Source organism: Paenibacillus sp. FSL P4-0081, from assembly GCF_000758565.1.
Lineage (GTDB): Bacteria > Bacillota > Bacilli > Paenibacillales > Paenibacillaceae > Paenibacillus_AQ > Paenibacillus_AQ phytohabitans.
This window is the reverse complement of sequence record NZ_CP009280.1, coordinates 546,693-559,672: the sequence shown is the minus strand read 5'-3', so window position 1 is coordinate 559,672 and position 12,980 is coordinate 546,693. Positions and strand designations below refer to the sequence as shown.

Annotated in this window: 8 protein-coding genes; 4 read left to right on the top strand and 4 right to left on the bottom strand. The window is 52.4% G+C overall.

Going from position 1 to position 12,980, the window contains the following annotated elements:
- Window positions 1-18 precede the first annotated feature (18 nt).
- Complete coding sequence (locus tag P40081_RS02465; protein ID WP_042133087.1) at window positions 19-1,140, bottom strand: sulfate ABC transporter substrate-binding protein; 1,122 nt, start codon at window positions 1,138-1,140, stop codon at window positions 19-21.
- Between the two features lie 461 nt (window positions 1,141-1,601).
- Here P40081_RS02465 and P40081_RS02460 point away from each other — a divergent pair, with 461 nt between their 5' ends.
- Window positions 1,602-3,941, top strand: coding sequence for an alpha/beta hydrolase (locus P40081_RS02460; protein WP_042133086.1), 2,340 nt, complete (start codon window positions 1,602-1,604; stop codon window positions 3,939-3,941).
- 241 nt (window positions 3,942-4,182) lie between these two features.
- Here the strand turns inward: P40081_RS02460 and P40081_RS02455 are convergent, their stop codons facing one another.
- The gene (locus P40081_RS02455; RefSeq protein ID WP_042133084.1) at window positions 4,183-5,232 is read right to left on the bottom strand and encodes a lactonase family protein; all 1,050 of its coding nucleotides are present in this window, start codon (window positions 5,230-5,232) and stop codon (window positions 4,183-4,185) included.
- 254 nt (window positions 5,233-5,486) lie between these two features.
- Between P40081_RS02455 and P40081_RS02450 the strand changes: the two genes are divergently transcribed.
- The 3 genes from P40081_RS02450 (at window position 5,487) to P40081_RS02440 (ending at window position 7,824) form a co-directional block, all read left to right on the top strand.
- Window positions 5,487-5,747 (top strand): GlsB/YeaQ/YmgE family stress response membrane protein, encoded by a 261-nt coding sequence (locus tag P40081_RS02450; RefSeq protein WP_036732764.1) that lies wholly within the window; start codon window positions 5,487-5,489, stop codon window positions 5,745-5,747.
- A 198-nt stretch (window positions 5,748-5,945) separates the two neighbouring features.
- On the top strand, window positions 5,946-6,452 hold the full coding sequence (locus P40081_RS02445; RefSeq protein ID WP_042133080.1) for a CcdC family protein: 507 nt from the start codon (window positions 5,946-5,948) through the stop codon (window positions 6,450-6,452).
- A 409-nt stretch (window positions 6,453-6,861) separates the two neighbouring features.
- Window positions 6,862-7,824 carry an L-lactate dehydrogenase gene (locus P40081_RS02440; protein WP_042133078.1) on the top strand — a complete coding sequence of 321 codons (963 nt, stop codon included), beginning with the start codon at window positions 6,862-6,864 and terminating at the stop codon, window positions 7,822-7,824.
- A 106-nt stretch (window positions 7,825-7,930) separates the two neighbouring features.
- On the opposite strand, the gene P40081_RS02435 is transcribed toward P40081_RS02440, so the two are convergent.
- Together P40081_RS02435 and P40081_RS02430 are read right to left on the bottom strand one after the other, a co-directional pair.
- Window positions 7,931-9,823, bottom strand: a complete 1,893-nt coding sequence (locus P40081_RS02435; protein ID WP_231575270.1) for a methyl-accepting chemotaxis protein — start codon at window positions 9,821-9,823, stop codon at window positions 7,931-7,933.
- A 353-nt stretch (window positions 9,824-10,176) separates the two neighbouring features.
- Window positions 10,177-12,501 carry a heavy metal translocating P-type ATPase gene (locus P40081_RS02430; protein ID WP_042133076.1) on the bottom strand — a complete coding sequence of 775 codons (2,325 nt, stop codon included), beginning with the start codon at window positions 12,499-12,501 and terminating at the stop codon, window positions 10,177-10,179.
- Between the last annotated feature and the right edge of the window lie 479 nt (window positions 12,502-12,980).

Sequence of the window (12,980 nt, the reverse complement as noted above, 5' to 3'; positions counted from 1 at the left end):
CCATCCCGGAACTGGCTATCAGCTGCCCGGCACGTAGATTTTGTCGAAGATTCCGCCATCATTAAAGTGCTTCTCCTGGGTTTCCTTCCAGGTTCCGAATTTGTCCGCCAGTGTGAACAGCTTGATCTCAGGGAATTGGTCCTTGTACTGTTCCTTCACACTTTCCAGAGTCGGGCGGTAATAGTTCTCGGCGGCGATTTCCTGGCCTTCCTCGGTGTACAGGTATTTCAGATAAGCATCTGCGACCTCACGGGTGCCTCTCTTGTCGACAACTTTATCCACCACGGCTACCGGCGGCTCGGCCAGAATGCTCTCCGACGGATTTACAATCTCGAATTTATCCGGACCCAGCTCCTTGATCGACAGGTAGGCTTCATTCTCCCAGGCGATCAGCACGTCACCGATTCCGCGTTCCACGAAGGTAGTTGTAGAGCCGCGCGCCCCGGTGTCCAGTACGGGTACATTTTTGAACAGCTTCTGTACGAACTCCTGAGCCTTGGCTTCATCGTTATTATTCTGGTCAAGCGCATATCCCCAGGCTGCCAGGTAGTTCCAGCGCGCACCGCCGGAAGTCTTAGGGTTCGGAGTGATCACTTCTACATCGTCCTTGAGCAGATCCGGCCAGTCCTTGATGCCTTTCGGGTTGCCTTTACGCACAAGGAATACGATGGTGGAAGTATACGGGGAGCTGTTATGCTCATATTTACTCTGCCAGTCCGCGCCGATAAGACCCGTTTCCTGAAGAGCATCAATGTCATATCCGAGCGCCAGCGTAACTACATCTGCTTCCAGACCGTCGAGTACAGCCCGGCTCTGCTTGCCTGATCCGCCATGCGATTGCTTGATCGTAACCTTCTGGCCTGTCTCCTGCTCCCAGTAAGCGGCGAATGCCTTGTTATAATTCTCATATAGTTCACGTGTAGGGTCGTAGGACACATTCAGCAGCTCGACCGGATCTTTGGCTGGGGCCTTTGTTGCCTCCGGTGTAGCCGCCGTATTCGCAGCCGCCTCTGTTGCTGCCGGAGCTTCTGTTGCCGCGCCTGCACTGTTCCCTCCATTGTTGTTGCCGCAAGCAGTAAGCCCTGCCGTCAATAATAGTGTGAAACCGGCGATAAGCCCCTTCTTGATCCCTTTCTTCATCACAAACCACTCCCCCATAATGTTCTTGTAATTGCATTATCATTGTGAATTTCTTGTTGGTTGGATTTCCGTCAAAAAAAGACGCAGGAAAGCCCACTTGCGGCTGGTCAAACCGGTCCTATGGACGCGTATCTGCGAGCCTGAAGCAGGCGTTCCTCCGTCTGTACGGTAAGAACTTATTTGATTATTCCTACCCATTTAGTAGGTTATACAGACATAATACTGAATGCCCTGCGCGCTGTCAAACCTTTTTTTCAATTTGGATGAAAGATGGCTCTATTCCGCCCGGCGGCAGCAAGTGGCGGCCGTTCCTGTAAGACCCACTTGTTATTGATGTCTTAAAGTAATATTATTGCTACATCTTATAGGTCGAATTACTAGATATAAGTTGAATTACTAGAGATGAGTTCTGCCGGATTTCTGCAGCCTCTATTTGCCACAAATTGTCGGGGGAAACTATTATGGGAATGGATTTGGAGTATGTACCCGCACCGCAGGGACCACGCCTGCACAGGCGCATACTCAGGGAAATGGGAAGACGCAGCTTAGAAACGTACCGGTATGATACAGCATTATGGAGGATTGCACTCTGCGGTCCTTGGATTCTATGCATTCTGGCCTTTACTATAGCGGTTATGGGCATTCCTACAGGGCTTGGGAGCGCAGCGGATATTATACTGGCTGCCGGTGCGGGAACCCTTGTAATGGCGCTGGCCGGCAACCTGCTGGCTCTACTGCTCTCATTAACCGGACTGCGCATTCCGCGGCTGTTCACGGGCTCTTGGCTCAGTGCACTGAGCGCCGTGCTGCTTATTCTGTATTACGCCGATCTGGAGCTTGAGGCTGCAGCAGCCATCGCTGGTATCACAGCTGTGGCCGGGGGGCTGGGAGGTCTTGCAGCCGGTCTGCTGCGGACGCGGAGAACCCTCACCGGCGGGCTTCTGGCAGCGGTTCTTGTCCTGACCCCCTTGGCATTGGCCTATGGGACGGGAAGCAGCCCTGCTCCCTCCCCATCGGTTAAGACATTGGCTGCGGATGGAGAGGTTCTTCCTGCGGCGGCGGCTGATCCCGGACAGCCGGGGGACTATACGTTCCACAGCTTCACCTATGGGAGCGGCCAGGACCTGCACCGTACAGAGTATGGCGCGGATGCCGCGCTCCTCTCTGCTTCTGTGGATGCTACGGAATTCATCAAATCATGGCCTGCGCTGCGTACCTTATTCTGGGGATTCGATCCCGGAGCGCTTCCTCTGAATGCCCGGGTCTGGATGCCTGACGGTGACGGGCCTTATCCCCTCGTGCTTATGGTGCATGGCAACCATATGATGGAGGATTATTCCGAGGGCGGATACGCCTATCTCGGGGAACTGCTGGCCAGCCGGGGATTTATCGCCGTCTCGCTGGATGAGAACTTCCTGAATTATTCTGCGTGGTCCGGCATTCCGGATAATGACTTCCAGGTGCGGACCTGGATGATTCTGAAGCATCTGCAGCAGATCGCAAGCTTCGCGGAGCAATCCGGCACACCCTTCTATCAGAAGGTCGATTATGACCAGACTGCATTGCTGGGCCATAGCCGCGGCGGTCAGGCTGTAGCCATGGCTGCGGATGCCTCGCGCTGGTTCACCGGTGATCCGGCACTGGCGGCAACGAAGCAGTTCAACATCACTTCCGTTATTGCGCTGGCTCCTACGGATAAAGCCATTGACAGCAAACAGGCCAGTCTGGTGGATGTGAACTATCTGACGCTGCAGGGCGCCCGTGACGGCGATGTGCATGACTTCTACGGGGACCGGCAGTATATGCGTGCTTCCTACACCGGCAGCACTCCGGCTTTCAAAAGCTCGCTCTACATTGCCGATGCCAATCACAGCCAGTTCAACACAGACTGGGGGCTGTTTGACCAGGCACTGCCGACGGGGCTGTTCCTGAAACGTACAGATATAATGGATGGTGGTGACCAGCGGCAGATTGCCAAGATCTATGTCTCTGCATTTCTGGAGACTACGCTGCACGGGAAGAAGGAATATCAGCAATTGTTCCGTGATTACCGCAGCGGTGCGCAGTGGCTGCCGGATACCGCCTATTATAACCGGTTCCAGAGCGGGACTTACCTTACGGTAGCGAACTACGAGGAAGACCGCAAAAGAAATACGGTGAAGGGCGGCACTGCCACTGCTGAAGGCCTCACCTGGAGCGAAGAAGCAGCCAAGGACCGCGAGTCCAAGAATAAACCTTCATACGGTATTCTGCTGGAGCGCGGCAGCACCGCTCAGAACCAGGCTGGAGCTGGTGATGCGGATGCTGGTGCGGATGCGGTTGAAGCCTCCTACAAGATTAAGCTTAGTGAATCACTCACCCGTAATCTTGCCGCTTCCGCCGCAGAGGGCTTAGCCTTCTCCTTGGCTAACCTTAATTCCGGCGCTGATGACGCAGAGGATGCGGCTGCACCCTCTGCGGGCGCTCTCTCCCCCGATGTGGAGGTGGAGCTGACCGACAGCAATGAGGTCACGGCACGGCTGCCCCTGGATGAGGTAATGGAGATTCTGCCATTGCCCCAGACCGAATTCACGATCAGCCCATGGCTGGAGGAGCGGATCAGCGACGGCAAGTTCGGCGACCGCTCGGAAGCCGTCTTCCAGACCTATGAGCTGCCCTTTGAGCTGTTCCTTGAAGAAGAGCCAGCGCTTGATCCGGACAAGCTGACCGAAATCACCTTCTACCTGCAAGGGGAAGATGACAAGATTATGCTGGATGACATCGGCTTCTATGAGCGGGATGACCAGCTGGGGATGCAGTAAAGAGCATGCTCAGATGATAAAATTACTGTTCCGTGTGACTTGTGCCACAAGGGTATATAATGAGCCCAAACGAAGAACGTCCCAGACTGCCAGCGGGCAGAGGGACGTTCTTTTGGCGTGAACCCGGAAAAGGCAAATCCTTATTCTTATTCTTAAGCCCACTTTCTATAGATAAGTCCATTGGCTTAAATGTTGTATGAATTACAACTTAGATCCACAGATGGCGGCGTAATCCGCTCTATCAAACAGCCACTACACAGACCGGAGACGGAATCTCCAGTTCATTACCTGTAGGAATCAGCCGGCCGCTCTCACTGTCGATCCTGAAGGATACGATATTGCCGCTGTTCTGGTTAGCAGCGAGCAGCATGCCGCTGATAATGGCGAAATTCCGCGGTGTCCGGCCGCCGGAGATGACCCAATCCTCCGCTTCCAGCAGACCTGTCGCATTATCAATATGGAACAGGGCGATGCTGTCATGTCCCCGGTTCGATACGTACAGGTATCTTCCGCATGGGGAGACGTGAATATCCGCCGCTGTATCATCACTTCCGGCCGTGTAATGCTCAGGAAGCGAGCTGACATTCTGCAGGATCTTGAGGTTGCCCTGCTGCTCGTCATCCGCAAATACGGTAACCGTATTATTCAATTCATTCACCAGATAGATCCATTGCCGTGAAGGATGTACAGCCAGATGACGCGGCCCCGAGCCCGGCGGCAGATCCACTTCGCGGTGGGTGACCAGCTTGCCCTCCTCCACGCGGTAGAACACAATCTGATCCAGTCCGAGATCGCAGACCAGCACATGATCCCCGGTTTTATCGGGAATAACGGAATGCGGATGAGGCGCATCCTGACGGTCTGCACGGATTCCTGAACCTTCATGCTTAACCTGGGAGGACATGTCCTGCAGCGAGCCGTCACTGTTCAGCGGGAATACATTCACATTTCCTCCCGTATAATTAGATACGAATATGTAATCTCCTTGCGGAGCCACGGAAACATAACACGGCGCACCGCCTCCGGTAGCTCTGCTGCCCAGCGGGCGCAGCGCTTTGCTGCCGGATTCAATGGCGTAGGCGTGCACCTGGCCTTCATCCTGTTCACTTACCGCATATAATACGGTTCCCGCTGCATTTACAGCCAGATAGGAGGGATTCACAATTCCGCGGGTGCCGCCCATAATTCTCATTTCGCCCGTTTCCTTATCCAGCGCCCCCAACAGGATGGCTTCTTCCTTCTCACTACTATAGGTTCCGATATAGAACAACACTTCATTAGGCTGGTGCATGGCAACGGCTCCTTTATTGTATAGTGTACAAATATATAACCTGCACAGCGGTGTTTTCACTCAGCTGATCTCCGCAAAATTTACTATAACATGTTTATGTACCCAAGACATTACCAGGCTTAAACAGCATAAATATGGATACAATAGAATACTAATTCTAAGTGTGCAAGCAATATTTGACACTTGGTTTAAACGTCTTGCAGAAGGTTAATAGTAACCATCGAAGATAACAAACACAAAGGAGCTGAAGAATAATGAGTTTATTATGGATGTTGATTGTTGGTGGCGTGATTGGTTGGCTGGCTGGCCTGATTATGGGCAGAGATATTCCGGGTGGCATTATCGGCAACATTATCGCCGGTATTCTGGGTTCATGGCTCGGCGGCATGCTGCTGGGAAGCTGGGGACCTAAGATCAGCGACTACTATGTCTTCCCTTCATTGATTGGTGCCGTAGTTCTGATCTTCATCGTCAGCCTGATCCTGCGTTCGGTTGGCGGACGTAGCCGTTCTTAAGCCCTATGGCAGCATTCATAGCTGAAGCTGCTGAAATACACTTATCAAGCAAACCCGCCAGGGTTAACCCTGGCGGGTTTGCTGTGTGGGCCATCCAGGGGCCGCCTTCACCACGGCCGGTGATCCATTCTGAATTGGATCTTTTTTCTGCTATAATGAAGAAATAAGTGACCCAAATCACAGAGAGGAAAGTGAATCATGGGCAATATCAACCCCTCACTTCTGCATGTGGGCTCCACGCTGGGAGCCGTGTTCATGGCGCTGATGGTTATTTTTATCCGCCTGAAGGCTAGTGCCCGTCCGGTAACCGTCCGCAAAATATGGATTCCGCCGCTTGGCATGTCCACCGGATTCGCCATGTTTGTAGTCCCGGAAGTCAGATTTCCCTGGTGGTGGGCTGTTGCAGCTTTCCTGGTCGGCTGGTTTATCTTCGCCTATCCGCTAATGCGCAGCACCCGGTTCGAGGAACGGGAAGGACAGATTTATGCCCAGCGCTCCAAGAGCTTCGCCTTCATTCTGCTTGGACTGCTGCTGATCCGCACCCTTCTCCATGAGTTTATCAATCAATATGTATCCGTCCCGCAATCCGGCGGATTATTCTTTATTCTGGCCTTTGGCATGATTCTCCACTGGAGAGTGTTCATGTATAAGCACTACACCCGGATGCTGCCTGCAGAGGCCCAAATACCACAGACCAGAGGGTAAGCAGGATACATACATCCTGGACAGCAGGGTGGAAACGGCTTTGCCGTCTTGTTCAAAGAGCGGTCACGTTTCAGCGGGAAGTATAAGGATGTTTCGTGGAATGACACTTATACATCCTTATATTCACAAACAGGGGGTGTCCCAAACAGCCATGATCATGACTGCTTGGGACATCCCCTTTCATATTTAATAGGCGCCGGGCTTTCTGCATGGTTCTTAACAGCCCGGATCACATAATAATTATAGCAGTGAAGCAGTATAAGGCTGGACCGCCATATTTCTAACCTCCGATGTCAATTGTGTCGAAAAACGGGCAGGCGACGCATGACTTTTTCAACTTCATGTCAGGTAACTTCCGATAAGATCAGTTAGAATAAAAGCATACTTCTAGAGAGTGGGGACAAGGCAATTGAAAAGTAAATCGAGAAAAGTGGCAATCGTCGGCTCTGGTATGGTAGGTTCCAGCTGCGCCTACTCCATGGTTAATCAGGCCATCTGCGATGAGATCATGATGATCGACCGCACCTACGACCGTGCCATGGCACAAGCGCTTGACCTCTCGCACTGCATGGATTTCACCGGAACACGTACTAAGGTGTACGCAGGCACCTCCAGCGATTGCGCCGGGATGGATGTCGTCATTCTGACGGCAGGCGCCAATCCCAAACCAGGGCAGACCCGGCTGGATGTGCTGGATGCCGCCGCTGTTATTACCAGGGAGATTGTTACCGAAATTATGGCTGGAGGTTTCGACGGTATCTTTGTCGTAGCCGCAAACCCCGTTGATATTGTCACCTATATGGTATGGAAAATATCCGGCCTGCCGCGGCACCGGATCATCGGCACCGGTACCTCGATTGATTCTTCCCGCCTGAAGACGCTGCTGTCCGAGGTATTCACCATCGATCCGCGCAGCGTCAACGGATACGCACTCGGCGAGCACGGGGAATCCCAGTTCGTGGCCTGGTCTCATGTAACGATCGGCGGCAAGCCGCTTCTGCAGATCATGGAACAGCACCGCGAGCGTTTCAGCAGCCTGGACCTTGAGGATATCGCCCGCAAGACGAAGGATGCCGGCTGGGAGATCTTCACCCGCAAAGGCTCCACGCATTTCGGGATCGGCAGTGCACTGGCCTACATCACGCGCTCCATTCTGAATGATGAGCACAAAATCATCGCCGTTTCGGCGATTCTGGACGGCGAGTACGGGCAAAGCGGCGTCTGCGCAGGTGCACCGGCCATTATTGGCAGCGGCGGTATCCAGGAACTGCTGGAGCTGAACCTCAGCGATGCTGAAATGGCGAAATTCGCAGCCTCATGCAGCATTATCCGCGGCGGAATTGAGAGTCTGCAGCTGGAAGAAAAGCTGTAAGCCTGACCTTGCGTCTGCGGATTGATTCATTAAACAGCAAACACCCCTCTGCTTCACACACGGTAACCCGTGCGGCAGAGGGGTGTTTTTTTATTGCAACCAGCCCTTAATGGAACTTCTCAATCTCGCTCCGCAATTCGGACATCAGCCCATTTAGAGATTCAGCCGAGGTTACAACCTTACCCATCAGATTCCGCTGTTCAGTTGAAGCCTCTGCAACCATCTCGGCACTTTCCGCAGAATCCCTGGCAATGATCAGCATATCAGAGATGGAAGCCGTAATCTCTTCCGTCCCGGCCGACATTTGCTCGTTGATGGCAGATACATCCTGAATCTGCAAGGAAACCTCGCGGATGGAAGAACGGATATGGTTGAACGATTCGCCCACATTTTTCATTTTCCCCATACCGTCACCGATTTCAACTACGCTCTTCTCCATAGAGACCGCAGCATTCTTGGTGGATTCTTGAATCTGGCGGATCAGTTCAACAATGTTCACGATGGCTCCGCCCGTGCGCTCAGCCAGCTTCTTCACTTCGTTCGCTACAACTCCGAAGCCGCGCCCGTGCTCGCCTGCTCTGGCAGCTTCAATAGAAGCATTAAGCGATAATAACCCCGTCTGATTGGAGATTTCCGAGATCACATCCACGATCTGTCCAATCTGCTCTGATTGACCGGTCAGGTTGTTGATCAGCTCTGAAGTCTTCCCCGCAGTAGTGCTGATTACTGTCATCTGCTCAAGTGTAGCCTGGATCTCCAGATAACCGTTCTCTACCTCGGTACTGACCGTTTCCGCCTGATCTGATACACTGACCGAGGATTCGGCAATTCTCTGCAGTCCGATAGCCATCTCTTCTGTGGCTCTTGCCGCCTGCTCCGAACCTCTGAATTGCTCCTCCATGCCCCTTGCTACTTCCTGGACCACGGTCTCGATCTCCGCCGAAGTATTGGAGGTCTGATTGGCATACTTCAGCACACCTTCTCCAGAGACAGCCACTTGGGCGACTGTAGCATCGATTTTGCCGACAATTCCGGCCAGGCTTGCAATCATATCATTGATGCTCTGGCTCATCTGGCCAATCTCATCCCCGGAACGCACTGCCACCCGATCACTCAGATGACCCTCTGCCACCCGTCTCATTACACCGGAGATCGCTACTATCGGCTTCACAATCAAGCGGGTAAGATATAGGGAAATACCGATAACAACGAGCATAACTATAACAACGAATATCAGGGAGATGGTCTGGGCCGAAGTTACTTTGGCTGTAATCTCACTCTTTGGAACGCTGATCAGCAGCTTCCAGTCTGTGCTGGGGATCGTACGGAAATAGGTGATGACCTGCTTCCCGTCTTCGCCCTTGTAGGTCTCCGAACCCTTGTCGTTTGCCAGTATATTCTTGTAGGCTTCCTTCATTTCCGGCGTTCCGGCATAGTCCGCAATGTTCTTCCCGATCCGGTCCGGATCCGAAGAGGTATAATAATTACCTTGTCCTGAAATCACATATCCATAACCGGTTTCGGCTACATGGATGTTCTTGCTCATCTCCGTCAGAATATCAGGTGTTACCGAGAAGGCGATGCCTCCGGCGAATTGATTGTCTTTGTCCACTGCCGGAACGAAGACCGGAATGATATTTTTATTCAGCTGCTCCAAAAAAGACATATCGGCTACAGCCGGTGCATGGCTCGTCTTGGCTTCCTGGAAATACGCCTCTCCGCTGACATCGGCGGTAAGATTAAGGGAATTCGACAATATCCCTTCCTTATTAATGACACTGTAGCCTTCGGACTGTCTGTCGCTGTCTTCCAGCACCTTGACTACCGGGAATATAGTGGCCGGCTGTGCAGTGTCGAATTCAGGATGCATGGCCATCAGTTCCTGTACCGCAGATGTTTTGGAGTTTATCCATTCATCGATCCGTGTAGTATTCATCTCCAGGATACTCTCAGCCAGCTCCTCACTGTCCGCCCGGGTCACGCCCCCAAAGTATTGCATGAAAAAGAGGGTCGCTCCCAGCAGAGGTACAATGGCCACTGCTAAAATGACCAACGACCACTTTTTCTGCAGAGAACCAGTTTTTCCATTGTTTGCATTCATTTTCATTTTTGACCACAAGCCTGCCTTCTTCACCGAATGTCCCCCCAGAAAACCGTTGTAATCTTCCATATGCTGTAAATATATAATGATATATCGGCATAAATAGACAAAAAACATTATACATCCAATAAAAAATAAGCCTCAGGACCCAAAATTTAGGATCATGATGACTTATTTTTTCATAATTATTTCGTAATTTATAAATCAGAATCCGGCAATAGTAGTGAATTTATAAATATGGCAGCTGAGCATTATCCTGATTTCGGAGGCTGCAATGCACGCATACTGTTGAGCACGGCAAGCACGGTTACCCCGACATCGGAGAATACGGCCTCCCACATGGTGGCAATTCCGAACGCTCCCAGCAGCAGGAAGACGGCCTTGACCCCTAGCGCAAAAATAATATTCTGCCACACAATGGTCCGCGTGCGCTTGGCAATGCCGATAGCGGCGGCAATCTTCGAGGGTTCATCCGTCATTATTACAATGTCTGCCGCTTCAATGGCCGCATCGGAGCCAAGTCCGCCCATGGCGATCCCGACATCGGCTCTAGCCAGCACCGGAGTATCATTAATCCCGTCTCCGACAAAAATAATCTTCTCCTTCGGTCCCTTCTCCCGCTCCAGCCGTTCAATCGCTTCGACCTTATCTCCGGGCAGCAGCTCCGCATGAATCTCCTGAATGCCCAGCTGTCTGCCGACGGACTCGGCTACAGATGCAGCATCGCCGGTCAGCATGACGGTCTTGCGGATTCCCAGCGCGCTCAGCTCCTGGATGGCCCGCTGTGCATCCTCTTTCACTTCATCCGCAATAACGATATAACCTGCATACTGCTTATCGACAGCAATATGAACCACTGTGCCGCTCTGCTGCGGGATAGGGCTTGCAATCCCCTCCCGTTCCATCAGCCTTGCATTCCCGGCGAGTACTGCCTTGCCTTCGACTGTGACAGCAATGCCGTGGCCGGAAATTTCATTATAGTCCGTGATGGCTTCTCCAGGGATTACCTCCCCGTAAGCAGAGCGGATCGATTCGGCAATCGGATGACTGGAATGGCTCTCGGCATAAGCGGCAATCCGCAGCAATTCCTGCGGGGTGAATCCTTCCGCCGGATAATTCCCGGTCACGCTGAATTGCCCTTTGGTCAAGGTTCCCGTCTTATCAAATACAACAACCTTCACATCATTTAATGCTTCCAGGAAATTGCTGCCCTTGACCAGAATCCCGCTCCGCGAAGCGGCCCCGATACCGCCGAAGAATCCGAGCGGGATCGATACCACAAGCGCACAGGGACAAGAAATAACAAGAAAGACGAGCGCACGGTATATCCAGTCCGAGAACGTGGCTCCGCTGAGTACCAGCGGTGGAACCACCGCCAGCAGCAGGGCTGTTATCACTACTACCGGCGTATAGGCACGGGCGAATTTCGTGATGAAGTTCTCTGTCTTCGCTTTATTATTGGTCGCATTCTGCACCAGCTCCAGAATCTGCGAGACTGCCGATTCGCCGAAATCCTTGGTCACCTCAATGGTAACCACACCATTGCGGTTAATGAATCCGCTCAGCACCTGGCTGCCCGGCTGGGTTGACCGGGGTACGGATTCACCGGTCAGCGCCGAGGTATCCATCATCGCGCTGCCTTCCAGAATGATGCCATCCAGCGGTACCTTCTCGCCCGGCTTAACCACGATGCTGTCTCCAACTGCTACCTCTTCCGGCGAGACCTTGCGCAGATTACCGCCTTCCTTCAAGTAGGCAAATTCCGGCCGGATATCCATCAGCGCTGTAATCGAACGGCGTGAACGGTTCACCGCCATCCCCTGGAACAGCTCACCTACCTGATAGAAGAGCATAACCGCAACGCCTTCCGGATACTCTCCGATGGCAAAAGCCCCGATGGTCGCCAGCGCCATCAGGAAATTCTCATCAAACACCTGGCCGCGGATAATATTCCGCGCGGCAGACCAGACTACCTCACCGCCCACGATAAGATACGCTGCCAGGAAGATTAACAGTTCCGCGATTCCACTGACCGGGAGGAACATCCCGGCAGCAGCCAGAACGGCTCCACCGGCCAAACGCAGCAGGATTCTGCGCGTACCGCCTTCCCCGTGCTCATGGCTGTGGCCGTGACTGTGGTCATGACCGTGCTCAGCGGCAGAGGGATGACTATGGGTATGCTCCGCAGCCGCATGGGCATGACCGTGTATGTCATCCTGGGCATGACTATGCGGCTCTCCGCCCGGATGGTCATGCTCTTGACCCTGAGTAGCTACGCGGCGTACCTGGCCTGGGCTGCCAGCAGCCAGCGGCTTCTTGACCGCCCGCGAAGCGGTGACTTCACGCAGCTTCACATGCGGTTCAAGTGCAGTGACAGTATGCTGCGCCTGTTCAGCTACTTCTTCTGCAGCAGAAGCAGCGGTCTCCAGCGTCATGGTCTTCATCGCAAAGTTCACGGAACAGGAAGATACCCCTTCGATCTTCTTGACCTTATTCTCAATCTTCATGGCGCAATTCGCGCAGTCCAGACCCTCGAGTACCCATTTACGCTTCACATTACCTTGTACCGTATTCAAATGACTCATCTCCCTTGGTAAAACCTATATATGAGTATTTGTTCATATGTTAACTTACACATATTATATTCCCCTGAAACTTACAGTGTCAATGCACCTCGCGCATAGTTTTTGGCTTTTTCATGAAAAATAACAATTCAAACAACGTTAAATAAAACTTATATAGCTTGAATTGGAGAAGATGCGGCATACCTGTAATTGAAGCGATAGGGATTTATTGCGACAACTAGCTCTGAAACGAAAATAAACTTGCTGCAAACCCTTGTAAATTACCTTCAGCCGTCATAATATTAACATATGAGCAATCATTCATATGTTAACTGAAAAGAGGTTTTACCCATGAATCATTCTAAAAATTCCGGCACGACAACGCAGAATGGGGCACCTGATGGTAAGGATGCGGGGCATTCGGGGCATTCAACCCACTCAAACTACTCAGATCAATCAGAGCAGCATCAGCACAGTGAGCATGGAAATGG

Bases quoted from the DNA above. Each gene is read 5' to 3' on its own strand.
- P40081_RS02465 (WP_042133087.1), bottom strand. From the start codon at position 1,140: ATGAAGAAAGGGATCAAGAAGGGGCTTATCGCCGGTTTCACACTATTA.
- P40081_RS02460 (WP_042133086.1), top strand. From the start codon at position 1,602: ATGGGAATGGATTTGGAGTATGTACCCGCACCGCAGGGACCACGCCTG.
- P40081_RS02455 (WP_042133084.1), bottom strand. From the start codon at position 5,232: ATGCACCAGCCTAATGAAGTGTTGTTCTATATCGGAACCTATAGTAGT.
- P40081_RS02450 (WP_036732764.1), top strand. From the start codon at position 5,487: ATGAGTTTATTATGGATGTTGATTGTTGGTGGCGTGATTGGTTGGCTG.
- P40081_RS02445 (WP_042133080.1), top strand. From the start codon at position 5,946: ATGGGCAATATCAACCCCTCACTTCTGCATGTGGGCTCCACGCTGGGA.
- P40081_RS02435 (WP_231575270.1), bottom strand. From the start codon at position 9,823: ATGCAATACTTTGGGGGCGTGACCCGGGCGGACAGTGAGGAGCTGGCT.